The following is a 23,791-nucleotide window of genomic DNA, read 5'->3' on the forward strand; positions in this document are numbered from 1 at the left end:
TGCGCATAACCTGGTGCGCGCATGATCCGAGTCCCTCTGCCCTTCGCCGCGCTGTTCGCACTCGGCACGCTGGCCGCCTGTTCCGATGATGCGGATCCGGTGCCGCCAGTGGAGCAGGTCTCGCCCAGCGAGGCCGAAGCGCTCGACGCCGCCGCGGCCATGATCGAGCAGCGCCGCCTGCCCGCGGGTGTGCTGCCCGGCGAAGAGTCACCGCAGCCCGATGGAACGGGCGCCCTGCCCGCTGGCGCCGAGGCCGAAGAAACCGGCGGACCTGTAAGCATGGAGCTTCCCGATGAGTGAGACCCCCGCCCCCGGCATGGATGCCGAGACCTTCGACCAGTTTCTCGAGCAGCTCGAACGTTATGTCCGCGAACGGCTGATCCCGGCGGAAGCGGAGGTCATCGCCAATGACCGCATTCCCGACGAGATCGTCGCGGAAATGAAGGAAATGGGCCTGTTCGGCCTGACCGTGCCCGAGGATTTCGGCGGCGCCGGCCTCAATACGACGCAATATGCCAAGGTCGTGAAGACGATGGCCTATGCCGCCCCCGCCTATCGCTCGATCTTCTCGATCAATGTCGGGATGTTCAATTCGGCGATCAAGAACGGCGGCACCGATGCGCAGAAGGCCGAATGGTGGCCGCGCATCGCTGCCGGCGAAATCGCCTGCTTCGGCCTAACCGAGCCCGGCTCGGGGTCCGACAGCGCCGCCATGGCGACCACCGCGCGCCCCGACCCGGATGGCAACGGCTGGATCCTCAACGGAACCAAGCGCTACATCACCAACGCGCCGCACGCCGACGTCGCGCTGATCATGGCGCGCACCGAAAAGGACGCGCTGCCCAAGAACGCGCATGTCAGCGCCTTCATCGTACCGATGGATACGCCGGGAATGTCGACCAGCAGTCCCGACAAGAAGATGGGCCAGTCGGGCAGCCACATATCGGACGTGATGCTCGACGACGTGCATGTACCGGGCGAAGCCCTGCTCGGCGGGGAGACCGGCAAGGGCTTTCGCTTTGCGATGATGAGCCTCGACAATGGTCGCATATCGGTCGGCGCGGCAAGCACGGGCTATGCCCGCCGGGCGCTCGATTCGGCGCTGAAATATGCCAATGAGCGACAGGCATTCGGCGAGCCGATCGCCAATTTCCAGCTCATCCAGCAGATGCTCAGCGAAAGCTGGACCGAAATCTACGCGGCCGAAGCAATGATGGCCGATGTCACCGCGCGGGTCGATCGCGGCGAGAACACGGTCAAGCACGCCGCGGCCTTCAAGGTCTTCGCCTCCGAAATGTGCGGCCGCGTGGTCGACCGGGTGGTGCAGATCTATGGCGGGGCGGGCTATCTGGCCGAATACGACGCCGAACGCTTCTTCCGCGATGCGCGCATCTATCGCATCTACGAAGGCACCACGCAGATCCTCCAACTGCAGATCGCCAAGCACATGCTGCGCGATTACGCGGCGGGGGTCTGAGCGTGTACCAGCTTCTCGACGGACTGAGCATCATCGAAGCCTCGAGCTTCGTCGCCTCGCCCACCGCCGGCCTCTACTGCGCGCAATTGGGCGCCGAGGTGATCCGCGTCGATCACAAGGCGGGCGGGCTCGACTACGACCGCTACATGCTGACCGAGCAGGGCCGCAGCCTCAGCTGGGAGAATCTCAACCGCGCGAAGAAGTCGGTCGCGCTCGACCTGCGCAGCGGCGAAGGCCGCGAACTGCTGGTCGCGCTGTCTGCCAATACGGGCAATCTCATCACGAATTTGCCCGAGAAGAGCTTCCTCGGTCACGACGCCATCGCCACCAAGCAACCCGAAAGCGCGCCCGAACTGGTCAGCGTGCGTATCATGGGCTGGCACGACGGGCGCCAGGCAATGGATTTCACCGTCAATGCCGCCAGCGGTTATCCGCTCATGTGCGGACCGGAAGACTGGGACATGGCGACCGCGCCGCCGGTCAACCAGGTGCTGCCTGCATGGGATTTCATCACCGGCGCCTATTGCGCCTTCGCGTTGCTCGCCGCCCTGCGCCACCGCGATGCCACCGGCAAGGGTAGTGAGGTCCGCGTGCCACTGGGCGATGTCGCGATCGGCACCATGGCCAATAGCGGTGCGATGGCCGAGATGCTCTATCGCGGCGGCGATCGCGAACGGCTGGGCAATGCCATCTGGGGCGCATTCGGCCGCGACTTCCGCAGCCGCGACGGAGTGCGGTTCATGGTCGCGGCGCTGACCGCCAAGCAATGGGACGGCCTCGTCGCTGCATTCGGTATCGCGGAACGGATCGCCGCGCTGGAAACTGAGCTGGGGGTGCGCTTCGCCGATGGCGACCGGCCGCGCTTCGAACATCGCCACCGCCTGTTCGCGCTGTTCCAGGAACGTGCGGATGCGATGGACTGGAACGAGTTGTCCGCCAGCCTCGCAGCGCAAGGAACCACGTTCGAACGCTACCGCACGATGCATGAAGCGGCGAATGATCCCGAACTCGTTGCGGACAACCCGCTGTTCGGTCCCTCGCCCGCCAATCCCAGCGGCTTCGCCTACCCGGCGACCCGCAGCTTCGCCAATATCCCGGATCGCGCCGCGGGTTCTCCCGCGCCGGCACCCTATCTCGGGCAGCATACCGAAGAAGTCCTTGCCGACCGGCTCGGCCTTTCCTCCGGCGCGATCGGCAAGCTCGTCGATCGCGATATCGCCCGCCTGTCGGACAAGGAACACTCCGCATGACCTCACTTCGCCGCGTCGCCATCTGCAAGCCCCTGCGCACCCCGGTCGGGCGATTTCTCGGCAGCCTCGCACCGCTCGAAGCCGGCCAGCTCGGCGCGGTGATCATCAAGGCGCTCGTCGAACGCAGCGGGATCGACCCGGCGCGGGTCGACGACGTCGTCTTCAGCCAGGGCTATGGCAGCGGCGAGGCTCCGGCGATCGGCCACTGGAGCTGGCTTGCCGCAGGCTATCCCGAGGAGGTCCCCGGCTTCCAGCTCGACCGGCGTTGCGGATCGGGTCTCCAGGCGGTCGCTACTGCAGCGATGATGGTCCAGACCGGCGTCGCCGATTGCGTCCTCGCGGGCGGGGTCGAGAGCATGTCCAACGTCGAGCATTACACCACGAAGGCGCGCAACGGGGCGCGAATGGGCGACATGGTGTTGTGGGACCGGCTGACCCGCGGCCGCCTGATGAGCCAGCCGATCGAGCGCTACGGCATCATCACCGGCATGATCGAGACCGCCGAGAACCTCGCCAAGGATTACGAGATCAGCCGCGAGGAAGCCGATGCCTTCGCGGTGCGCAGCCACCAGAATGCGGCACGCGCCTGGGAAGAGGGGAAATTCGACGAACAGCTGGTCGCGGTCGAAATTCCCCAGCGCAAGGGCGACCCCGTCGTCTTCGCACAGGACGAGGGCTTCCGCGCCGATGCCAGCATGGAAACGCTCGGGGCGCTGCGTGCGATCGATCTCAAGCGCGATCCCGACGCCATCGTCACCGCGGGCAATGCCAGCCAGCAGAACGATGCTGCTGCAGGCTGCCTCGTCGTCGCCGAAGACAAGGTCGAGGAACTCGGGCTCGAACCGATCCTGTGGTTCCATTCGTGGAGCGCAGCGGGCTGCGATCCCAGCCGCATGGGCATCGGCCCCGTTCCCGCAGTGGAGCGACTTTTCGCGCGCAACGGACTGGGTTGGGACGACATCGGCCTCATCGAGTTGAACGAGGCCTTCGCCCCGCAGGCGCTTGCCGTGCTCAAAGGTTGGGGCTTCGCCGCCGACGACAGCCGCCGCGAGCTGGTCAACGTCAACGGTTCGGGCATTTCGCTCGGCCATCCCATCGGTGCGACCGGTATCCGCATACTCGCCGACATGGCGCACGAAATACAGCGGCGCGAGGTGCGGTATGGCCTTGAAACCATGTGCATCGGCGGCGGACAGGGAATGGCCGCAGTCTTCGAACGCGCGGCCTGATGGCCGATTGGGGCGAATGGATTGGCCGCGAACAGCGTGCGGTCGACCGGCTCGATCCCGCGCTCGCGACTCGTTGGCACGCGACCTTCGATCGCGGCGCCCCGGCTTCGGCTGCGATGCCGCAGGGCATTCATTTCTGCCTCTGCACGCCGGAGGCTCCGACCGCGCAGCTGGGCCCCGATGGGCACCCGCTGCGCGAAGACCAGCCGGCCAGCTTTCTCCCGCCGATTCCGCTTCCGCGGCGCATGTGGGCGTCGAGTGCGATCCGGTTCCACAGGCCCATCGCCGTCGGCGCGGGCATTGAACGCGTCAGCCGGGTGGTTTCGATCACTCCCAAGTCGGGGAACCGCGGCGATATGGTTTTCGTCGAGATCGATCACGAGACCAGCGCAGATGGCGAACTGGCTGTCAGCGAACGGCAGACCGCGGTCTATCTCGAAGCCCTCGCCAATGATGCGAAGCTGTCGCCCCCCGAACCCGGCGAGGGCCGCTTCGATCCCACCGCCTGGGACAGCCACCGCGTTCTCCTACCCGACGAGCGCCTTCTGTTCCGCTATTCGGCGCTGACCTTCAACACCCACCGAATTCACTACGATGCGCCTTATGCACGAGACATCGAACGTTATCGCGGGCTGGTGGTTCACGGACCGCTGACCGCCAGCCTGCTGCTGCAACTGGCGGCCGATCGGTTTGGCGAGAATCGGCTGGCCACGTTCAGCTTTCGCGGATTGAGCCCGGCGGTCGCCAATGAACCTTTGCACCTCGTACTGCGCGGAACGGATGAGGCGATCGCAATCGCGGCCTTCGCCGATGATGGACGGCAGGTGACCAAGGCGTCGGCTACGCTGGCCTAGCTCTCGTCGGCGGCCACGCCGCACCTGCAGGTCGCGCGAAGGCTATCCCAGGGGATAATTAGCAATCGGCTGCAGCACCGAATAGCGTTCCGCCCTAGGCTGACGGCCGAGAGGCGGGAAATCGATCTCCGGTGGCGGCACTTCGGTGTTGGGCAGCCGATCCAGCATATCGCGGACCAGGGTCAGACGGCCGCGTTTCTGATCGTTGAAATCGACCAGTGTCCACGGCGCCCAATCGCTATGCGTCGCCGTGAGCATCGCCTCGCGCGCCTCGGTATAGGCGTCGTAGCGCTCGCGCGCGGCAAGATCGACCGGCGATAGCTTCCAGCGCTTGAGCGGATCGTCGAGCCGTTCGCGCAACCGCTCTTCCTGGCACGCCTGATCGGTCGTCAGCCAGTATTTGAACAGCAATATGCCGTCGTCGACGAGCATCCTCTCGAATTGCGGCGCCTGTTCGAGAAAGCGCGACACCTGAGGTTCCTCGGCATAGCCCATGACCTTCTCCACACCCGCCCGATTGTACCAGCTGCGGTCGAACAGCACGATTTCGCCGGCGCTGGGCAGGTGCTGGACGTAACGCTGGAAATACCATTGCGTCTGCTCCGCCTCGGTGGGCTTCGCCAGCGCGACAATATGGCACTGGCGCGGGTTGAGCTTTTCGGAAACCGCGCGAATCGCGCCGCCCTTGCCCGCGGTGTCGCGCCCTTCGAACAACACCACGATGCGCTGTCCGGTGACTCGCGCCCAGCGCGCCATCGCCACCAGCTGTTCGCGCATCGGCGCCATCGCCGTCTCATATTGCTTGCGTTTCATCGCGCAGCAACTCCCATCGTTTGTGTGCCCGCCGCATTGATAGTATCAGTCGGAACGATATGGCTACACTTACGCACCCAACCGAAGCGGATGGCGAACAGGACTTCACCCGCCTGCCCGACCTGCCCGAAGACGTTTTCACCGCACCGCTCCAGCGCCCTGAGCATCTTGGCGAGGACTGGCTCGAACCGAAGCAGACCGTCTATTCGAGCGAGGACGATGCCATCTGGCACGACCTTTTCGAACGTCAGATGCGCGTGTTGCCCGGTCGCGCGGCCAGCGCTTTCATGGCCGGGCTCGACAAGCTCGATCTGGGCCGCAGCGGCGTACCCGAATTCGCCAAGCTGTCCGAGGATCTCGGCGCACTGACGGGTTGGAGCGTGGTGCCCGTGCCCATGCTCATTCCCGATCACGTCTTCTTCTGGCACCTTGCCAATCGGCGTTTCCCCGCGGGCAATTTCATCCGCACGCGTGAAACCTTCGACTACATCCAGGAACCCGATGTCTTCCACGACGTGTTCGGCCATGTTCCGATGCTCACCGATCCGGTCTATGCCGATTACATGCAGGAATACGGCCGCGCCGGGTGGAAGGCGATGCGGTACAACCGGCTGAAGGCGCTTGGGTCGCTCTACTGGTACACGGTCGAATTCGGACTGCTGCAGGAAGCCGACGGCATCAAGGCCTATGGCGCGGGCATCCTCTCGGGTCCGACCGAAGTCGTCTACGCCACCGAGGCGCAAAGCCCCAACCGGATCATGCTGAATGTCGACCGCGTCATGCGCACCGATTACGTGATCAGCGACCTGCAACCGACCTATTTTGTGATCGAGAGCTTCGAGGATCTCTATCGCCAGACGGTGGAGCGCGATTTCGACCGGCTTTATCGCAATCTCGGAGCGGGATTCACCTATGCCAACACGGCGGTGATCGATGTCGACAATGTGGTGCATCGCGGCACATTGGAATACACGCTGCGGGGCGGGCGCGGCAGCGGCGCGCAACCGGTCTGAGCCGGATATGAAAACGGCCCCGGATCGCTCCGGGGCCGTTCTCGAAAATATCGCGGAAGCGAGATTACATCTCGTTGCCGTCCATTTCTTCGCCAACCGTGTCGGCCTGTTCTTCCATGGTATCTTCGACCGCGTCGGCCTTGTCTTCCATGGCTTCGACTTCGGCTTCGGGTGCGCCGGCGTCTTCCATGGCTTCAGCCTGGGCGTCCAGTTCCGATTCCATCTGCTCGCCAGTGTCTTCCATGGCTTCTTCGGTGGGGCCGTCGCAGGCGGCGAGGCCGAGGCTCATGGCAGCGGCAGAAGCAACGAGAGTGGCTTTGGTGAATTTCATTATGTTTCCCCTTAGACCTTTCTAAAGCGCCGCCAACCGGCGCGGGTTCGCGCCGCTGGATGTCCAAATGCGGCGAGAATGTGATGAACGGGCAGGAATACACTCGGTTCCCGCACATTACTACCTTTGCGATGAACCGCGTGGGAGTGCCGCGTCAGCGATAGGCGCGCTGGCGAACAAGGTTGAACAGGCCGATCGCCACGACCGAGCCAAGCACCGCCCATAGCAGGGCAACGCCGCTGACCGTGCCGAACACCGCGCCATTGCCAGCGATCGCGCCGACAATCAGCGAACCGAGCACGCCAACCAGCGCATTGGCGAGAATGCTGCGTCCATCCTCGATGCGCAGAATGATCGTCGCCAACCAGCCCAACAGGGCGCCCACGACAAGGAGGATCAGCAAACCCATCGATTACAACCTTCGTATTTCACTCACTGGCAATAAACCGCGCGTGGGACAAAAGTTCCGGGTTCCGTCGTGTTCGATGGCACGCTTCAGGCGAAAGTGAGCCAGGCCAGCGCGGCCGATCCGGCAATGATGCGGTACCAGGCGAAAGGCGTGAAACCGCTGCGGCTGACATAGGCGACGAAGGCCCGGATCACGACCAGCGCGACGACGAAGCTGACCACGAAACCGACTGCAATCTCGTCCCAGCCGACGCGTGTCGCTCCGGCCATCAGCTCGTCATACTTGGTGAAGATTTCCAACGTGCTCGCCCCGATCATGGTCGGCACGGCAAGGAAGAAGGAAAATTCGGCCGCGGTCTTGCGATTGATGCCCATGGCGAGCGCTCCCATGATGGTCGCGCCCGAACGGCTGACGCCGGGGACCATCGCGAGGCACTGGGCGAAACCCACTGCGAGCACCTTCCCCAAGGGCAGTTCGGCGACGCCGCGCCCCTCGTCGCGCGGCTTGGCGGTGCGTTCGATCGCAATGATCGCGAAACCGCCGATGATCAGCGCCCAGGGAACGATACCCGGATTGCCGAGCATGGCCTCGAAGCTTTCATAGAGCGCGAAGCCGATCACTGCACTGGGCAGGAAACCGAGCAGGATGTTGCGCGCGAACATCAGCCCTTCGCGCTCGCGCCTGAGCACGCCCATGCCCGCCGACCAGAAGGTGCCCCAGTACTGATAGACCACCGCGAGAATCGCCCCCAGCTGGATCACCACGTTGAACATCGCCCATTCGTCCGGATCCGCGCCCGACAGTTCGGTCGCCAGGATCAGGTGCCCCGTCGAGGAAACGGGAATGAATTCGGTGAGTCCCTCGACAATGCCGAGGAAAATCGCGGTGAGGTAGTCGTTCATTGCGGGAGGCCCCAAGAGCACAAGGTTGCGGGAGTCAAGCGGTCAGGCGGTCTCGAGACCGAACTGCAGCGAAGCGAGCCGTGCGTAGAGCCCGCCGCCGGCCGACAGCGCGTCGTGCGAACCCTGTTCGACGATGCGTCCATCCTCCATCACGACGATGCGATCCGCGGCGCGCACGGTCGATAGGCGATGTGCGATGACCAGCGTTGTGCGCTCGGCCATAAGATGTTCGAGCGCGTCCTGCACCAGCCGCTCGCTCTCCGCGTCGAGCGCGCTGGTCGCCTCGTCGAGCAGGAGGATCGGGGCATCGCGCAACAGGGCCCGCGCAATCGCGATACGCTGGCGCTGACCGCCCGAAAGCTGGGTCCCGCTTTCGCCGAGATAGGTGTCGAGACCCTGCGGCAGTTTCTCAAGAAATTCGGCGGCATTGGCAGCGCGCGCGGCGGCCCAGATGTCGTCCTTGCTCGCGTCCCAATTGCCATAGCGCAGATTGTCGCGCGCATTCGCGCTGAACAGCACGCCTTCCTGCGGAACATAGGCGATGCGCCGCCGGACTTCGGCGGGGTCGGCGCCCGTCAACGGAATGCCATCAAGCCTGATCGAACCCGCCTGCGGATCGTAAAACCGCTCGGCGAGCTGGAAAATGGTCGACTTGCCCGCCCCCGACGGGCCGACGATCGCAACCGTTTCGCCGGGCTCGATCTCGAGGCTGAAATCGGTGATGGCGGGGGCTTCGAGCCGCGTCGGATAGCGGAAGGTGACGTTGCGGAACGACAGGCTTCCGCGCGGGGGCACGGGCAGGTCCTGCGAGCGGTCGGGCGCAGTGATTGCGGGCTTTTCCTCCAGCAGTTCGGACAGACGGCTCGCTGCCCCCGCTCCGCGCAGCAAGTCGCCATAGACCTCGGTCAGCGCCCCGATCGCGCCCGCGACAAGGCCCGCCGTGAGCACGAAGGCGGCAATCGTTCCGCCCGAGATCGTGCCTTCGCTGACCGCCTGCGCCCCGCGCCAGACCAGCAGCGTGATCCCGCCAAAGACAAGCAGGATGACCACCGCGGTCATGGCCGCACGGATGATCACACGGCGGCGCGCGACGGCGAAGGTCCGTTCCACCGCCTCGCGAAAACGCCCGTGCTCGCGGTCTTCCTGGTTGAACCCCTGCACGATCTTCATCGCCGACAGCACTTCGGTGACCATCGCGCCGATATCGGCCACCCGGTCCTGACTGGTGCGAGAGACCTTGCGCAATCGCCGGCCGAACAGCGTGATCGGGATCACGATCGCCGGGATGATGAGCAGCAGGCCCATGGTCAGGCCGGGCACCAGCCAGAACAGGTAGGCGCTGCCGCCGATCGCCATCAGCGCGTTGCGCAAGGCGACCGAGACGGTCGTGCCCACCACCTGTTCGATCAGCGCGGTATCGCTGGTCATCCGGCTGGAGATTTCCTTGGGGCTGTTCTCTTCGTAGAAGCCCGGCGCCAACCGCAGGAGGTTTTCCTGCACACGCAGGCGAATATCGGCGACAACGCGCTCGCCCAGCCAGCTGACGTAATAGAACCGCATCGCCGTGCCGAGCGCGAGCACGCCCACGATCATCAGCAGATAGCGGAACCAGCGTGCCATATCGTCGGGCGTCGCGCCTTCGGCGAAACCGCGGTCGATGACCATCTTGAAGCCCGCCGGGATGGCCAGCGTGGCAGCGGCCGTGATGAAGAGCGCGAGCAGCGCAAGCGCGACATGGCCGGGATAGCGCGAGCCCGCCTGCCAAACCATGCGCAGCGGACGCAGCGATCGTTCGCGCGGGGCATCCGCAACCGCCGTCTTGCGGGCGAACCGCCCGCGCCCGGCGGTCTTCGTATCGTCCTTCGATGACATGCGCGATGCGTTACGTCCGCAGGCCGCGAAAATCCACTGTGCTGCACTGCCGCAGGCACATTTTCCTCTATTGTGCATTGCACAATCGTCGATCGGTCGGCAGGATCGTCATCTTCTATCCGGACGACAGAACCACAAAACGCCGGGTCAGCAGGGGATACGCATTGCTTTATCACGCCTATGAACTGCAGCGCAGCTGGCTCAATTCGGCCAGCGCCTTCGCCTCGATCGGGGTGGAGATGCTCAACAATCCCGCCAACCCGTTCAATTACATCGGCCCGATGGGCTATATGAACATCGGCCCCGTCGCGGCGAGCGCGCTGGAGGTGTTCGCGCATGCGACCGCATCCTATGGCAAGCCTGCATGGAACCTTGAGGCGATCGAGGTGGATGGTGTGGCCGATTCGGTGGTCGAGGCGACCGTGGTCAATCATCCGTTCGGGGATTTGAAGGAATTCTACCGCGAGAATCTGCCCGACGATGCGCCACGAATGCTCGTAGTCGCCCCGATGAGCGGCCACTACGCCACACTGCTGCGCGGCACGGTCGAACGGATGCTGCAGAACTATCGCGTCTTCGTGACCGACTGGGCCGATGCCAAGACCGTGCCGCTGCACGAAGGCACCTTCGATCTCGACGACTACATGGATTATGTGATCGGCTTCCTCGAGCATATCGGAGAAGGCGCGCATGTCATGGCGGTATGCCAGCCCTCGGTCCCGGTGTTTGCAGCGACCGCGATCATGAACCGCGACGCTCACCCCTGCGCGCCGCGCACGCTGACTATGATGGGTGGCCCGATCGACACGCGATGCTCGCCGACCAGCGTCAACGATCTTGCCATGGACCGCCCGATCGAGTGGTTCCGCCACAATGTCATCGCCACCGTACCGATGCAGTATCGCGGCGCGGGTCGCCGGGTCTATCCCGGTTTCATGCAGCTTGCCGGGTTCATGAGCATGAATCTCGGCAATCACATGATGAGCCACTACGAGATGTTCAAACACCTCACCGTAGGCGACGACGAGAGCGCGCAGGCGACCAAGGACTTCTACGACGAGTATCGCAGCGTCTGCGATATGACCGCCGAATTCTACCTGCAGACGGTGCAGGAAGTTTTCCAGGATCACGCGCTACCCAACGGCACCTTCCTGCATCGCGGCAAGCGCGTCGATCTGGGCGACATCACCCGAACCGCGCTGTTGGCGATCGAGGGCGAGCGCGACGACATCTCGGGCCTGGGGCAGACCAAGGCCGCGCTGGAGCTGACCCCGCGGCTCGATGCGTCGAAGAAGCGCTATTACATGGCCGAAGGTGCAGGCCATTACGGCATCTTCAATGGCAGCCGCTGGCGCGAGAAGATCGCCCCGGTGGTCGAGGAATTCATCGCCGCGCATGGCTAGGCGCGCTGCGCCGCGCCGATGCCGCCGCGGTCAGGGATAGACCGGCGCGCGCTTCTGCATCATCGCGGCGACGCTCTCGGCAAAATCGGGCGAGCCGAGCTGGTCGGAAAACAGCTTGCCCTCGCGCTCCATCTGCGCCGCGATTTCCACACCGCGATGGCGGATCAGCGACTTGGTCAGCCGGAGGGCATTCGGGGCCGAATTCGCGACATGAAGCGCGATCTCTCCGACGCCGTCGGCCAGTTCCGTATCGTCGAACACGCGTGCGACGAGGCCGAATTGCAGCGCCTCATCCGCCAATAGCGCGCGGCCGGTCATGAAGATGTCGTTCGCCACCGCCTGACCGACCGCTTCCGGGAGCAGCAGTGAAGAGGCCGCTTCGGGTACGAGCCCGAGCTTGACGAAGGGCGCACTCAGCGTCGCGCCGCGTGCAGCATAAACGAGATCGCAATGCAGCAGCATGGTCAGGCCCACACCGATCGCAGGCCCGTTGACCGCCGCGATCAGCGGTTTCTCGCATGAGGCGATCGCGTTGAGAAACTGAACGACGGGAGGAGGCCCCTCACCGTCCGCGCCGCGCGCGAAATCCTGCAGGTCGTTCCCCGAAGTGAAATAGTCGCCTTCGCCCGTGATGACCAACGCGCGCGCATCGTCCCCGGCGGAATACTCGCGGATCGCCTGCGCCATGCTGCCGTACATCGCCTGCGTGATCGCGTTCTTCTTCTCGGGACGCGCGAGGACGACGTGCGTCACGCGGTCCGTGGTCGAGATGCGGACGTGTTCGGTCATGGCTCGGCAGGTCTCCATCGGAAAAGGGGATCGCGCTTTGCCGTATGCGAAACGAACCCGCGCTGTCGAGAAAATGTGGCGTGCGTGCGACTACCGCCCCACTTCGGGCGTGCGGAAGAAGACGCGCCTGACGATCTTCCGCGCCAGCCAGAGCATCGTGAAGGCGAGAATCAGCAGGACCAGCGCGATACCGCCCGCCGCAAGCGGATATTCATAGGCGAGCCAGAGCAGACCGACGGTCGCCACGTCTTCCGCGCTCGAGGCAACGACATTGCTGACCGGTTCGGGGCTGGCGTTGACCACTGCCCGCGCACTCGCCTTGCCGCCATGCGCGAGGAAACTGGCACCGCCACCCAGCAGGAACGCCACCACCTGTGTTGCGGGATCGGAGGGATCCACGATCGCCAGCGCCAGCAGCGCCCCGCCGACCGGCCGGATGAGGGTGTGGAGCGTGTCCCAGGCACTGTCGAGCCACATCACCTTGTCGGCGAAGAACTCCGCCAGAGCCCCGAAGGCCGCGATTGCGAGAACCCACGGGTTGCCGAGGACCGAGAGGCTGGCGAGATGTTCGGGAAGCGGCAGGACATCCAGCCGCATGGCGAGCCCGGTCGCGAAAATGCACAGATACAGCCGCCAGCCCGCCAGCAGGCTGACGCTGCCGGCAATCCCGATGATTTCCATGATACCCAAAAGCAAACATCCCCCGACCGATCGGGCCGGAGGATGCGCTTTTTGGATTGTCCGGGCAAGCACGGGGCTTGCCGGATGGATGTGAGACCTAGAAGATCTCGAACAGGCCGGCTGCGCCCATGCCGCCGCCGACACACATGGTGACGACACCGTATTTGGCACCGCGGCGCTTGCCTTCGATCAGCGTGTGGCCGACGCAGCGCGCGCCGGTCATGCCGTAGGGGTGGCCGATCGAAATCGAGCCGCCGTTGACGTTGAGCAGTTCGCCCGGGATGCCCAGCTTGTCGCGGCAGTAGAGCACCTGCACCGCGAAGGCTTCGTTCAGTTCCCACAGGCCGATGTCGTCGACCTTGAGGTCGAAGCGTTCGAGCAGCTTGGGAATAGCGAAGACCGGGCCGATGCCCATTTCATCGGGCTCGGTGCCCGCAACCGCCATGCCGACATAGCGGCCGAGCGGGGTCAGGCCCTTCTTCTCGGCGACCTTGGCTTCCATCAGGATCGAGGCCGACGAACCATCCGACAATTGCGAGGCATTGCCCGCAGTGATCGTGGTATCGGGGCCCATCACCGGCTGCAGGCTGGAAAGGCCTTCGAGCGTGGTCTGCGGGCGGTTGCCCTCGTCCTTGGCGATGGTGATTTCGACATCCGAGATCTCGCCGGTTTCCTTGTTCTGGACCTTGTGCGTGGTGCTGACGGGGACGATTTCATCGTCGAACAGGCCCGCTTCCTGCGCCGCAGCGGTACGCTGCTGGCTCTGCAGGGCGTATTCGTCCTGCGCTTCGCGGCTGATGCCATAGCGCTGCGCGACCGTTTCGGCGGTCTGCAGCATCGGCATGTAGATCGCGCCGTGCATATTCACCAGTTCGGGATCGGGCATCACGCGCATTTCCTTGGTCTGCACGAGGCTGATCGATTCCTGGCCGCCTGCGGCGACCACGTCCATCCGGTCGGTGATGATCTGCTTGGCCGCGGTGGCAATGCTCATCAGGCCGCTCGAGCACTGGCGGTCGATGGTCATGCCGCTGGTGCCGATCGGGCAGCCGGCGCGCAACGCGACCTGGCGCGCGAGGTTGCCTGCCTGCGTGCCCTGCTGAAGCGCACTGCCCCACAGCACGTCGTCGACTTCGCCGGCATCGATGCCGGCACGTTCGATTGCGGGCTTGAGCGAATAGGCGCCGAGCGTCGGGCCCTTGGTGTCGTTGAACCCGCCCTTGTAGGCACGGCCGATGGCGGTGCGGGCGGTGGAGACGATGACTGCGTCACGCATGGGTAATTCCTTGGTTTGCTGAAAGTGCCTGAATCCTCGCCGGGGAGGAGGGGGAAATCAGACGAAAATCTGGGTAATCCACTCGGTGATCAGGGCAGGCTTGTCCTCGCCTTCGATCTCCATCGTGATCTCGCAGGTCTGCTGCCACTGGCCCGGGCGCTTCTCGGTCATTTCGACCAGCTTCCAGTGCCCGCGGATCCGCTTGCCGCTGCGGACGGGCGAGATGAAGCGCGTCTTGTTGCCACCGTAATTGACGCCCATCTTCACGCCGTCGAGCTTGGGCATGTCCGAATTGGCACCCAGATAGGGGATCATCGACAGCGTCAGGAAGCCATGCGCAATGGTGCCGCCGAACGGCGTCATCTTGGCCTTTTCCTCGTCGATATGAATGAACTGGTGGTCGCCGGTGGCCTCGGCGAACTGGTTGATGCGCTCCTGGCTCATCTCGACCCATTCGCTGGTGCCGATGGTTTCGCCGACTTTCGCGGCCAGATCCTGCGGGCTCATGCGCGCCTCTCCTTCGTCCTGAATCCGTGGGTTTCACGCGACTCCCGCCGCGCGATGCGGCGCAAGTCATGGCGCATGGCGCAGGAGCGCGCAACCGCGCGAATGCTGCCGTTACGGCATTGCGGGCTTGCCCGAGGCGGCAGCGCGACGGGCGTCGCGCAGCGCCTTGCGCTCCACTTCGAGCCGCGCCGAATCGCGCTTGGCGCAATAGGTCGACAGTGCGATCTGCAGGCCGATCAGCATCAGGAACACCGGCTGGTAGGCGATCCCCTGGAAGGATGCCCCGACGAGGTAGATGATATTGGCGAACTGCAATGCGCTGGCCAGCGGTCCCTGCCATTGTTCGGCTGGCGCTTCGCGGTCGCGCCAGCGGCGCCGGATCCGCTCCATCTGCAACAGGCCGAGCGCATGCAGCGCGAGCCACATGATGAGCCCCGGCCAGCCTTGTTCGCCAAGCATCTCGAAGAAGGAGGAATGATAGGCGCGGCCCGAATCGGTCACGTCCTCGATTTCGGTCACCAGCGCGCCGCCCTCTTCGCGCGTGACGGGAAGCCGGTAGGTGAACTCATTGCCGCGATAGGCATCGAAGCCACCACCCAACGGATTCTCGGCGGCATAATCAAGTGTCCACGACCATACCTGCATCCGGGTCGAGGCCGACTGGTCCGATTCGACCGAGCCCAGCGTCGCCATGCGCTCGTAATAGCTCGCCGGAAGGAAGGGCAGCGCCATTACGCCGAGGGCACCCGCTGCCAGCAGGTACATCATCCGGTTCTTTATATCGCGCAGCATCAGCAGGCCCAGCACGGCGATACACACCAGCCCGGTGCGCGCCTCAGTCCCGACCGGGATCAGCAGGCAGGCGAATATCAGCGCGCCGCCGAAGGTCCGTACCCGCCGGTCGGGCGGGAAGATCGTGCCATGGCGCATGAACCACAGGATGATCGGGATCAGCGCGATCGCGACTGTGGCCAGAGTTGAGCTTTCGTAGATGTTCGAATTGTCGTTCACGAAGAAATAGAGGCTGCCGTAGCCACCGCCGCCAAGCGCGGTTTTCATCCCGGCGGAGATGATGATCGCCCCCGCGGTCAACGTCAGCACCAGCGCAGCGGCCTCGATCCGCAGCCGTGTGATCAGTGTGACGGGGAGAAAGATGGCAAAGACCAGCGCCTTCCACACCCATTCCCATTTGAACGCTGCATCGACGGGGAAATCGGCCCATTGCATCGACAGGAAGCAATAGACGAGCAGCGCCGCGAGGATGCCCTGCCGCAGGGTGAAGCGCGTTTCCGCCTTGGGATCGGCCACTGCCCAGCCCGCGAAGGCGAGCAGGAAGGCGATGAAGGAGATCGGCAGCATCGGCGTCAGTGTCCAGCCGATCTTCTGCGGGGCGAGAATATCGATGTAGAGATAGGCCAGCACCCAGATGAACGGGCGGCGCAGGCCGAGCAGGAACATGCCCATGACGGTCAGGAAGAGCGCAGCGTCAAGCATCCTCACGGCCCTCGTCACGGCCCTGGCGATGGCGACGCCGGGCGCGGCGCTGCTTCGCCCGGGCGGCTGGCGCTGCGGCCGTCACGGCCGGATCGGATGCAAGCGGATCCTCGCGATCGAGCTCGTCGCGCGTCAGGATACGCAGCAACGCGATCACGATCAGCGCATGGGTCAGGGCGAGGGCGAGATAATCGATCACGGCATGGTGCTTCCGGCTGCTCTCCTAATGCCGCGCGGTTGACGCGTCGTTAAGCGTAATGTGACAGATGCCGCCAGCAATGACCCGTGTGCTGCACATTCTCGACCACTCGCTGCCGCTGCATTCCGGCTACACTTTCCGTACGCGCGCGATCCTCAAGAGCCAGCAGGCAGCGGGATTGACGGTCCGGGGGGTTACCGGACCGCGCCATGCGGACGCAGGGCCCGAGATCGAGGAAATCGACGGCCTGACCTTCGACCGCGTGGCCGGCCGGTTCGCCGGTCCGCCGGGGCTCAGCGAATGGCGCGAGATCGAGGCATTTCGCGAAGGGATCGAAGGCGTGGCGCGGCAATGGCAGCCCGAGGTGCTGCATGCGCATTCGCCCGCGCTATGTGGAATGGCGGGTCTGCGCGCCGCGAAGCGACTCGGCCTGCCCTTTGTCTACGAGATCCGCGCCTTCTGGGAGGATGCGGCGGTGGGCAATGGCACGGGCCGGGAAGGCTCGCTCAAATACCGCCTGACCCGCGCGCTCGAAAACCGCGTGGTCGCAGGCGCCGACGCGGTGTTCACGATTTGCAAGGGCCTGCGCGACGATCTGGTCGCACGCGGGCACGATGGCGAGAAAATCGGCCTTTCTCCCAATGGCGTCGATCTCGCCCTGTTCGGCGATCCCGTTGCGCGTGACGATGCGCTGGCTCACGAGCTCGGCATCGGCGCCGGCCCGGTCGTCGGCTTCATCGGCAGTTTCTATGATTATGAAGGGCTCGACGACCTGGTGGCCGCGCTGCCCGCTCTGCGACAGCGCCACCCACACGCGCAATTGCTGCTGGTCGGAGGCGGGCCGATGGAAGAAGCGCTGCGCGCACAGGCCGCGGCCTCACCCGCCGGGAATGCGATCGTCTTCACCGGCCGCGTGCCGCATTCGGAAGTAGAACGCTATTATTCGCTGATCGACGTCCTGGCCTATCCGCGCAAGCATTCGCGGCTGACGGATCTCGTCACCCCGCTCAAGCCGCTCGAGGCGATGGCACAGCGCCGAATCGTCGCGGCAAGCGATGTCGGCGGCCACCGCGAACTGATTACCGACGGGCAGACCGGGCTGCTCTTCCCGCCCGATGATCCGGCGGGAATGGCGGTTTCGCTGGCGGATTTCATCGACCGCCGCGACTCGTGGCCGACGATGCGCGAAGCCGGACGTGCGCATGTCGCCGCGCACCACGATTGGGCGCGGAACGTGCAGCGTTATCAACGCGTTTACCAAGATCTGATAGGTCATGATGGTTCGGCGGTCGCGTGAACCGCCCACCATGATTATATACGAGACACAATGACCACTGCCGCGCGCCCTGCACCGCTCACCCGTCACCCGGCATTCCGCTGGGGGGTCGCCGCATGGTTCGCCCTGCTGCTGGGACTCGGCCTGTTCGTCATGCCCGAAGCGGTACACCAGGCGATCGGCGAGAAGCTTGGCCTCGGCGGCGTGCTGCCGGGGGCGGAAGCCAAGCGTGTGGTGCTCTCGTTGCTGGCGGCCCTGCTGGGCCTCGGCATCGGACTGGTGCTGGCCATGCGCGTCACCGCGCTGAGCGACGCACGCGAACCCGGCTGGGACGGCGAAATCGACGAAGATGACGTGATCGATGAGGAGTCCAGCAGCATCTGGCTTTCGGACCGCGAGCAACCCGCGCCCGCAGTTGCTCCGCCCTCTGCGCCCCCGATCGAAACCCGCGCCCGGCGGCTGTTCAACCCGCGCGAGGATCTGGCCGAGGAGGGAATCGCGCCGGTGCTGGATACAGAGAGCATCCCAGCGCTCGAAGACGATAACACCGAGCCCGCATTAGACGAAACCGCCCCGAGTGACGATGAGCCGGTGCCGCACGAACCCTATTTCGGCGATGCGTGGGATGGTGAACAGCCCGAGCCGCATGACTGGACCCTAGCGGGGCGGGATCCGCTAGGGCATGACGAAGCGCTTGCCGGACTCGACGAGGATATCCCGGCCGAACGTACTGATGAGATGTCTTTTCCCGCCGAAGAAAACGTCGAAACTTCCAGCTTTGAAAGCTTTGAAGAGGCTAAGGACACGGCACCCGAGCGCGGCGGAGACAATGAGGGTTCTGCCACTACAGGCACAGGTGACGAACGCGTCCCGGTGGCCGATATGCCGCTCGACGCCCTGACCCGGCGTCTCGCGGACGCGCTGGCAGCGCAGAAGCAGCCGCGTAAAGCTCCGGTGGATGCGGATGCCGATCCGGTCATCGCATTCCTGCGGCGAGAGGCGGAGCGTGAGGTCACGGTTGCTTCCGCATCGGTTGAAACTCCTTCGACCAAGGGAGATTCACAGCGCGAACTGCGCAGCGCGCTAGACCGGCTGAGCCGTATCCGCCGCTCCGAATAGCGCGCTGCCCCGTTCCACCGGGCAAAAAGACTTTACGCTACGGCATCGCTGCGAATAGCAGAATTCTTGAGGCTGCCGAAATTTTGCTACGCGCCATGCAGTTGCAAAATTTCGATCCTGTCGGCATTACGGCCCTTCGCGCAATTTTGCTGGTGCCGCAAAGGACACCGCTCGACTTGCTCCCGGTTGGCCCGCACCCCCACAGCGAGGCCGGTCGGCGGGCACCAAGGAGGACGCTTCGCCCATGGGACGCACGCCGCCCCACGCCACGGGTCTTTACGATCCGCGTAACGAACACGACGCCTGCGGGGTCGGCATGGTCGCGCATATCAAGGGCGCAAAAAGCCACGCGATCGTCACCCAGGCACTCGAAATTCTGGCCAATCTCGACCATCGCGGCGCGGTCGGCGCCGATCCGCTGCTGGGAGACGGCGCCGGTATCCTGCTGCAGGTGCCCGATCCGCTGCTGCGCAAATGGGCCGAGAGCCATGGCCACGACCTGCCGCAGCCGGGCGACTACGCGGTCGCGATGTGTTTCTTGCCGCAGCAACCGGAGGCGCGCACATTCGTCGAGCGTCAGCTCGAACGCTTCGCCGAGAAGGAAGGCCAGCGCGTAGTCGGCTGGCGCGATGTCCCGACCACGCTCGACGGCCTTGGCAAGGCGGTGGTCGATTCCATGCCCGTCATCCGCCAGTGCGTGATTGCGCGCGGCGAGGGCTGCGCAGATGGCGACGCCTTCGAGCGCAAGCTCGTGGTGATTCGCAAACAGACGCTGAACCCGCTTGCCGCGCTCGAGGAAAAGCACGGCATCCCGGGCCTTTCGACCGCCTATATTCCCAGTTTCTCCAGCCGCACCGTGGTTTACAAGGGTCTCTTGCTGGCGAACCAGGTGGGCAGTTTTTACGACGATTTGCGCGACCCCGATTGCGTCAGCGCGCTCGGCCTCGTCCACCAGCGCTTCTCGACCAATACCTTCCCCAGCTGGCGGCTGGCGCATCCCTATCGTTTCATGGCGCACAATGGCGAGATCAATACGGTCCGCGGCAATGTGAACTGGATGGAAGCGCGCCGTCGGACGATGGAAAGCGAGCTGCTCGGTTCCGACCTCGACAAGATGTGGCCGCTGATTCCGCATGGACAGTCGGACACGGCTTGCCTCGACAATGCACTCGAACTGCTGCTGACGGGTGGATACAGCCTCGCGCACGCGATGATGATGCTCATGCCCGAGGCATGGGCGAAGAACCCGCTGATGGATCCCGCGCGGCGTGCCTTCTACGAATATCACGCGGCGCTGATGGAGCCGTGGGACGGCCCGGCGGCGGTGTGCTTCACCGACGGGCGCCAGATCGGCGCCTGCCTCGACCGCAACGGCCTGCGCCCGGCCCGCTGGTGCACCACCAAAGACGATCTCGTCGTGCTCGCCTCGGAAAGCGGCGTGCTGCCGTTCGACGACAGCGAGATCACGCGCAAATGGCGCCTCCAGCCCGGTCGCATGCTGCTGATCGATCTCGAGCAGGGCCGTATCGTCGAGGATGAAGAGCTCAAGGCCGATCTCGCCAATGCCGAACCCTATGAGGAATGGCTCAAGGCGGCGCAGTACAAGCTCAAGGACCTCGATCATATCGAGCCCGAGCTGAGCGAGACGCCCGAGGCGGCGACCAGCCTGCTCGAACGCCAGCAGGCCTTCGGCTATACGCAGGAAGACATTGCCCGCTTCCTCGAGCCGATGGCCCGCGGGAGCGAGGATCCGATCGGTTCGATGGGTACCGATACGCCTATCGCCGTGCTGTCCGACCGCAGCCGCCTGCTGTACGATTATTTCAAGCAGAACTTCGCGCAGGTCACCAATCCGCCGATCGACCCGATCCGCGAGGAACTGGTGATGAGCCTGTTGTCGATGATCGGCCCGCGCCCCAACCTGCTGGGGCGCGACGCGGGCACGCACAAGCGGCTCGAGGTCAGCCAGCCGATCCTCACCAATGAAGGGCTCGCCAAGATCCGTTCGGTGGAGGTCGCGCTCGATGGCGCATTCCGCACCGCGACGATCGACATCACCTGGGACGCCAGCACCGGTGCCGACGGCCTTGCCATGGCGCTCAAGGAAATGTGCTGGGCGGCAACCGAAGCAGTGCTGGGCGATGCCAACATCCTGATCCTGTCCGATCGCGGCCAGGGCCCCGACCGCATTCCCATGCCCGCCCTGCTGGCCACCGCCGCAGTGCATCACCAGTTGGTGCGGCAGGGCCTGCGCATGCAGACCGGGCTGGTCATCGAAACCGGCGAAGCGCGCGAAGTGCACCATTTCTGCGCGCTCGCTGGCTATGGTGCGGAAGGGATCAATCCCTATGTCGCCTTCGAGACGCTCGAGGATTTGCGTGCCCGGCGCTTCCCCGATCTCGATCCGGCCGACGTCCGCCAGAACTACGTCAAGGCGGTCGGCAAGGGCATTCTCAAGGTCATGTCCAAGATGGGCATCTCGACCTACCAATCCTATTGCGGCGCCCAGATCTTCGACGCGGTCGGGCTCAATTCCGACTTCATCGACACCTATTTCACTGGCACGGCCACCACGATCGAGGGCATCGGTCTCGCCGAAGTGGCCGAGGAAGCGGTGCAGCGCCATGCGCAGGCCTACGGTGATAATCCGCTCTATGCAGGGATGCTCGATGTCGGCGGGATCTACCAGTTCCGCCTGCGCGGCGAAGCGCACGCATGGACGCCGCAATCGGTCGCGCAATTGCAACATGCTGTGCGCGGCAACGACGCCGGCAATTACGGCGAGTTCGCGCGTTCGATCAACGAGCAGAACGAACGCCTCCTGACCATCCGCGGACTGATGGAACTCAAGCCGGCCGAGCAACCGCTCAGGCTCGAGGAAGTCGAACCCGCCGCAGAGATCGTCAAGCGCTTCAGCACCGGCGCGATGAGCTTCGGTTCGATCAGCCACGAAGCGCATTCGACGCTGGCGATCGCGATGAACCGGCTGGGCGGCCGTTCGAACACCGGCGAAGGCGGCGAGGAGCCCGAACGCTTTCTGCCGCTCGACAATGGCGATTCCATGCGCAGCCGGATCAAGCAGGTCGCCAGCGGCCGCTTCGGCGTGACCACCGAATACCTCGTCAATTCGGACGATATCCAGATCAAGATGGCGCAGGGCGCAAAGCCCGGTGAGGGCGGGCAATTGCCCGGCCACAAGGTCGACAAGCGGATCGGCAAGGTGCGCCATTCGACCCCGGGCGTGGGCTTGATCTCGCCCCCGCCGCACCACGACATCTATTCGATCGAGGATCTCGCGCAGCTGATCCACGACCTCAAGAACGTCCAGCCCGAGAGCCGCATCTCGGTCAAGCTGGTCTCCGAGGTCGGGGTCGGGACCGTCGCTGCGGGCGTATCCAAGTCCAAGGCCGACCATGTTACCATCTCGGGTTATGAAGGCGGGACCGGCGCATCGCCGCTGACCAGCCTCACGCATGCGGGCTCTCCATGGGAAATCGGCCTGGCCGAGACGCAGCAGACGCTGCTGCTCAACGATCTGCGCAGCCGCATCGCGGTGCAGGTCGATGGCGGGCTGCGGACCGGTCGCGACGTCGCAATCGGCGCGCTGCTCGGTGCGGACGAATTCGGTTTCGCCACCGCGCCGCTGATCGCCGCAGGCTGCATCATGATGCGCAAGTGCCATCTCAACACCTGTCCGGTGGGCGTGGCGACGCAGGATCCCGAGCTGCGCAAGCGCTTCACCGGCACGCCGGAACACGTGATCAACTACTTCTTCTTCGTCGCCGAAGAACTGCGCGCCATCATGGCCGAAATGGGCTTCCGCACGGTCGAGGAAATGGTCGGCCGTGTCGATCGCGTCGACATGCGGCGGGTCGAACGCCACTGGAAGGCGCATGGGGTCGATCTTAAGCGCATCCTGCATGCGGTGCCCGCCCCCGAGGGCAAGACGCTGTATCACACCGAACTGCAGGACCACGGCCTCGCCGCGGCACTCGATGTCGAGCTGATCGAAGCCTGCAAGCCAGCGATCGAAAGCGGCCAGGCCGTGCATCTGACGCGCCCGATCCGCAACGTGAACCGCACGGTCGGCGCGATGCTGTCGGGCCGGATCGCCGAAGCGCATGGCCACGCCGGACTGCCCGCGGATACCATTCGCATCGACTTCACCGGTGTGGCCGGGCAGAGCTTTGCCGCATGGCTCGCCCATGGCGTGACCGTGAGCCTGACGGGCGATGCCAACGACTATGTCGGCAAGGGCCTGTCTGGCGGTCGCATCATCGTCCGCCAGCCCGAGCAGGCGCCACGCTCGCCGGGCGACAACATCATCGTCGGCAACACCGTGCTCTATGGTGCGATCGCAGGTGAAGCCTATTTCCACGGTGTCGCGGGCGAACGCTTCTGCGTGCGCAATTCGGGCGCGATCGCAGTGGTCGAGGGCACGGGCGATCATGGCTGCGAATACATGACCGGCGGAGTGGTCTGCGTGCTCGGCCCGACCGGGCGCAATTTCGCTGCCGGAATGAGCGGCGGGATCGCCTATGTCTACGATCCCGATCGCCGGTTCGAGCAATTGTGCAACCCGGCACAGGTTGACGTGCTCGACGTGGGTCCGGGCGATGGCGAGGGTGCCGAGAAGAGCTGGGGCGCACCACAGCAACGGCCGATCTCGGTCGAGAACTTCGGCATGGGCGATCCGCTCTACCACGATGCCGAGCGGCTCAAGATCCTGGTCGAGCGCCACCTTCTGCACACTGGCTCGGCCAAGGCGCAGCGCCTGCTCGACAATTGGGCCGAAGAGCTGGGCAATTTCCGCAAGGTGATGCCGCGCGACTACCAGCGCGCGCTCAAGGCACTCGAGGACGAACGCGAACAGGCCGCAATGGAAGCGGCGGAGTAA

The 23,791-nt window shown here is 64.7% G+C and carries 21 protein-coding genes; 10 read left to right on the forward strand and 11 right to left on the reverse strand.

What is annotated here, in order from left to right:
* The first annotated feature begins 21 nt into the window (after positions 1-21).
* The 5 genes from FHS69_RS08710 to FHS69_RS08730 are packed head-to-tail and all read left to right on the forward strand — an operon-like array spanning position 22 to position 4,810.
* Positions 22-300, forward strand: a complete 279-nt coding sequence (locus tag FHS69_RS08710; RefSeq protein ID WP_166777093.1) for a hypothetical protein — start codon at positions 22-24, stop codon at positions 298-300.
* Positions 293-1,477: an acyl-CoA dehydrogenase family protein gene (locus tag FHS69_RS08715; protein WP_243844602.1), complete on the forward strand. Its 1,185-nt coding sequence runs from the start codon at positions 293-295 to the stop codon at positions 1,475-1,477. The genes FHS69_RS08710 and FHS69_RS08715 overlap by 8 nt, the downstream gene beginning before the upstream one ends.
* 2 nt (positions 1,478-1,479) lie before the next feature.
* Positions 1,480-2,727: a CoA transferase gene (locus tag FHS69_RS08720; protein ID WP_166777382.1), complete on the forward strand. Its 1,248-nt coding sequence runs from the start codon at positions 1,480-1,482 to the stop codon at positions 2,725-2,727.
* Positions 2,724-3,956: an acetyl-CoA C-acetyltransferase gene (locus tag FHS69_RS08725; protein WP_166777383.1), complete on the forward strand. Its 1,233-nt coding sequence runs from the start codon at positions 2,724-2,726 to the stop codon at positions 3,954-3,956. Before FHS69_RS08720 ends, FHS69_RS08725 begins: the two co-directional genes overlap by 4 nt.
* Positions 3,956-4,810, forward strand: a complete 855-nt coding sequence (locus FHS69_RS08730) for an HTD2 family dehydratase (protein WP_166777384.1) — start codon at positions 3,956-3,958, stop codon at positions 4,808-4,810. The genes FHS69_RS08725 and FHS69_RS08730 overlap by 1 nt, the downstream gene beginning before the upstream one ends.
* A gap of 42 nt (positions 4,811-4,852) precedes the next feature.
* On the opposite strand, the gene ppk2 is transcribed toward FHS69_RS08730, so the two are convergent.
* Positions 4,853-5,623, reverse strand: a complete 771-nt coding sequence (ppk2, locus tag FHS69_RS08735) for a polyphosphate kinase 2 (RefSeq protein WP_166777385.1) — start codon at positions 5,621-5,623, stop codon at positions 4,853-4,855.
* A gap of 59 nt (positions 5,624-5,682) precedes the next feature.
* Here ppk2 and phhA point away from each other — a divergent pair, with 59 nt between their 5' ends.
* Positions 5,683-6,636: a phenylalanine 4-monooxygenase gene (phhA, locus tag FHS69_RS08740; RefSeq protein ID WP_151885068.1), complete on the forward strand. Its 954-nt coding sequence runs from the start codon at positions 5,683-5,685 to the stop codon at positions 6,634-6,636.
* Positions 6,637-6,700: 64 nt separating this feature from the next.
* Here the strand turns inward: phhA and FHS69_RS08745 are convergent, their stop codons facing one another.
* The 4 genes from FHS69_RS08745 to FHS69_RS08760 all read right to left on the reverse strand — a co-directional run bounded on the left by FHS69_RS08745 (position 6,701) and on the right by FHS69_RS08760 (position 10,048).
* Positions 6,701-6,967 carry a hypothetical protein gene (locus FHS69_RS08745; protein WP_067465628.1) on the reverse strand — a complete coding sequence of 89 codons (267 nt, stop codon included), beginning with the start codon at positions 6,965-6,967 and terminating at the stop codon, positions 6,701-6,703.
* A 154-nt stretch (positions 6,968-7,121) separates the two neighbouring features.
* Complete coding sequence (locus FHS69_RS08750; RefSeq protein WP_067465625.1) at positions 7,122-7,376, reverse strand: GlsB/YeaQ/YmgE family stress response membrane protein; 255 nt, start codon at positions 7,374-7,376, stop codon at positions 7,122-7,124.
* Between the two features lie 86 nt (positions 7,377-7,462).
* Entirely contained in the window at positions 7,463-8,278 is an 816-nt protein-coding gene (locus FHS69_RS08755; RefSeq protein ID WP_166777386.1) for an undecaprenyl-diphosphate phosphatase, read from the reverse strand.
* Positions 8,279-8,320: 42 nt separating this feature from the next.
* The gene (locus tag FHS69_RS08760) at positions 8,321-10,048 is read right to left on the reverse strand and encodes an ABC transporter transmembrane domain-containing protein (RefSeq protein ID WP_243844627.1); all 1,728 of its coding nucleotides are present in this window, start codon (positions 10,046-10,048) and stop codon (positions 8,321-8,323) included.
* A 266-nt stretch (positions 10,049-10,314) separates the two neighbouring features.
* Between FHS69_RS08760 and FHS69_RS08765 the strand changes: the two genes are divergently transcribed.
* Entirely contained in the window at positions 10,315-11,553 is a 1,239-nt protein-coding gene (locus FHS69_RS08765; RefSeq protein ID WP_208380273.1) for a polyhydroxyalkanoate depolymerase, read from the forward strand.
* Between the two features lie 30 nt (positions 11,554-11,583).
* On the opposite strand, the gene FHS69_RS08770 is transcribed toward FHS69_RS08765, so the two are convergent.
* The 6 genes from FHS69_RS08770 to FHS69_RS08795 form a co-directional block, all read right to left on the reverse strand.
* Positions 11,584-12,342 (reverse strand): enoyl-CoA hydratase-related protein, encoded by a 759-nt coding sequence (locus FHS69_RS08770; protein ID WP_166777389.1) that lies wholly within the window; start codon positions 12,340-12,342, stop codon positions 11,584-11,586.
* Positions 12,343-12,432: 90 nt separating this feature from the next.
* On the reverse strand, positions 12,433-13,032 hold the full coding sequence (locus tag FHS69_RS08775; protein ID WP_166777390.1) for a DUF4126 domain-containing protein: 600 nt from the start codon (positions 13,030-13,032) through the stop codon (positions 12,433-12,435).
* An 88-nt stretch (positions 13,033-13,120) separates the two neighbouring features.
* Positions 13,121-14,299 carry an acetyl-CoA C-acyltransferase gene (locus FHS69_RS08780; protein WP_067465612.1) on the reverse strand — a complete coding sequence of 393 codons (1,179 nt, stop codon included), beginning with the start codon at positions 14,297-14,299 and terminating at the stop codon, positions 13,121-13,123.
* A gap of 57 nt (positions 14,300-14,356) precedes the next feature.
* Positions 14,357-14,806: a MaoC family dehydratase gene (locus tag FHS69_RS08785; RefSeq protein ID WP_067465610.1), complete on the reverse strand. Its 450-nt coding sequence runs from the start codon at positions 14,804-14,806 to the stop codon at positions 14,357-14,359.
* Positions 14,807-14,917: 111 nt separating this feature from the next.
* Positions 14,918-16,300 carry a DUF5935 domain-containing protein gene (locus FHS69_RS08790; RefSeq protein ID WP_166777643.1) on the reverse strand — a complete coding sequence of 461 codons (1,383 nt, stop codon included), beginning with the start codon at positions 16,298-16,300 and terminating at the stop codon, positions 14,918-14,920.
* Complete coding sequence (locus tag FHS69_RS08795) at positions 16,293-16,499, reverse strand: hypothetical protein (RefSeq protein ID WP_166777094.1); 207 nt, start codon at positions 16,497-16,499, stop codon at positions 16,293-16,295. Before FHS69_RS08795 ends, FHS69_RS08790 begins: the two co-directional genes overlap by 8 nt.
* A gap of 79 nt (positions 16,500-16,578) precedes the next feature.
* Here FHS69_RS08795 and FHS69_RS08800 point away from each other — a divergent pair, with 79 nt between their 5' ends.
* The 3 genes from FHS69_RS08800 to gltB all read left to right on the forward strand — a co-directional run bounded on the left by FHS69_RS08800 (position 16,579) and on the right by gltB (position 23,791).
* On the forward strand, positions 16,579-17,796 hold the full coding sequence (locus tag FHS69_RS08800) for a TIGR04063 family PEP-CTERM/XrtA system glycosyltransferase (RefSeq protein ID WP_166777391.1): 1,218 nt from the start codon (positions 16,579-16,581) through the stop codon (positions 17,794-17,796).
* A gap of 30 nt (positions 17,797-17,826) precedes the next feature.
* Positions 17,827-18,894 carry a hypothetical protein gene (locus FHS69_RS08805; protein ID WP_166777392.1) on the forward strand — a complete coding sequence of 356 codons (1,068 nt, stop codon included), beginning with the start codon at positions 17,827-17,829 and terminating at the stop codon, positions 18,892-18,894.
* Between the two features lie 244 nt (positions 18,895-19,138).
* On the forward strand, positions 19,139-23,791 hold the full coding sequence (gene gltB, locus FHS69_RS08810; RefSeq protein WP_166777393.1) for a glutamate synthase large subunit: 4,653 nt from the start codon (positions 19,139-19,141) through the stop codon (positions 23,789-23,791).

The organism is Qipengyuania flava (assembly GCF_011762005.1).
GTDB classification, from domain to species: Bacteria; Pseudomonadota; Alphaproteobacteria; order Sphingomonadales; family Sphingomonadaceae; genus Qipengyuania; species Qipengyuania flava.

Excerpts from the sequence above, each read along its gene's own strand:
- FHS69_RS08760 (WP_243844627.1), bottom strand. The coding sequence starts at position 10,048 with ATGGTTTGGCAGGCGGGCTCGCGCTATCCCGGCCATGTCGCGCTTGCG.
- FHS69_RS08790 (WP_166777643.1), bottom strand. The coding sequence starts at position 16,300 with ATGCTTGACGCTGCGCTCTTCCTGACCGTCATGGGCATGTTCCTGCTC.
- FHS69_RS08755 (WP_166777386.1), bottom strand. The coding sequence starts at position 8,278 with ATGAACGACTACCTCACCGCGATTTTCCTCGGCATTGTCGAGGGACTC.
- ppk2 (WP_166777385.1), bottom strand. The coding sequence starts at position 5,623 with ATGAAACGCAAGCAATATGAGACGGCGATGGCGCCGATGCGCGAACAG.
- FHS69_RS08710 (WP_166777093.1), top strand. The coding sequence starts at position 22 with ATGATCCGAGTCCCTCTGCCCTTCGCCGCGCTGTTCGCACTCGGCACG.
- FHS69_RS08770 (WP_166777389.1), bottom strand. The coding sequence starts at position 12,342 with ATGACCGAACACGTCCGCATCTCGACCACGGACCGCGTGACGCACGTC.
- FHS69_RS08725 (WP_166777383.1), top strand. The coding sequence starts at position 2,724 with ATGACCTCACTTCGCCGCGTCGCCATCTGCAAGCCCCTGCGCACCCCG.
- gltB (WP_166777393.1), top strand. The coding sequence starts at position 19,139 with ATGGGACGCACGCCGCCCCACGCCACGGGTCTTTACGATCCGCGTAAC.
- phhA (WP_151885068.1), top strand. The coding sequence starts at position 5,683 with ATGGCTACACTTACGCACCCAACCGAAGCGGATGGCGAACAGGACTTC.
- FHS69_RS08715 (WP_243844602.1), top strand. The coding sequence starts at position 293 with ATGAGTGAGACCCCCGCCCCCGGCATGGATGCCGAGACCTTCGACCAG.
- FHS69_RS08785 (WP_067465610.1), bottom strand. The coding sequence starts at position 14,806 with ATGAGCCCGCAGGATCTGGCCGCGAAAGTCGGCGAAACCATCGGCACC.
- FHS69_RS08800 (WP_166777391.1), top strand. The coding sequence starts at position 16,579 with ATGACCCGTGTGCTGCACATTCTCGACCACTCGCTGCCGCTGCATTCC.
- FHS69_RS08745 (WP_067465628.1), bottom strand. The coding sequence starts at position 6,967 with ATGAAATTCACCAAAGCCACTCTCGTTGCTTCTGCCGCTGCCATGAGC.
- FHS69_RS08730 (WP_166777384.1), top strand. The coding sequence starts at position 3,956 with ATGGCCGATTGGGGCGAATGGATTGGCCGCGAACAGCGTGCGGTCGAC.
- FHS69_RS08750 (WP_067465625.1), bottom strand. The coding sequence starts at position 7,376 with ATGGGTTTGCTGATCCTCCTTGTCGTGGGCGCCCTGTTGGGCTGGTTG.
- FHS69_RS08805 (WP_166777392.1), top strand. The coding sequence starts at position 17,827 with ATGACCACTGCCGCGCGCCCTGCACCGCTCACCCGTCACCCGGCATTC.
- FHS69_RS08780 (WP_067465612.1), bottom strand. The coding sequence starts at position 14,299 with ATGCGTGACGCAGTCATCGTCTCCACCGCCCGCACCGCCATCGGCCGT.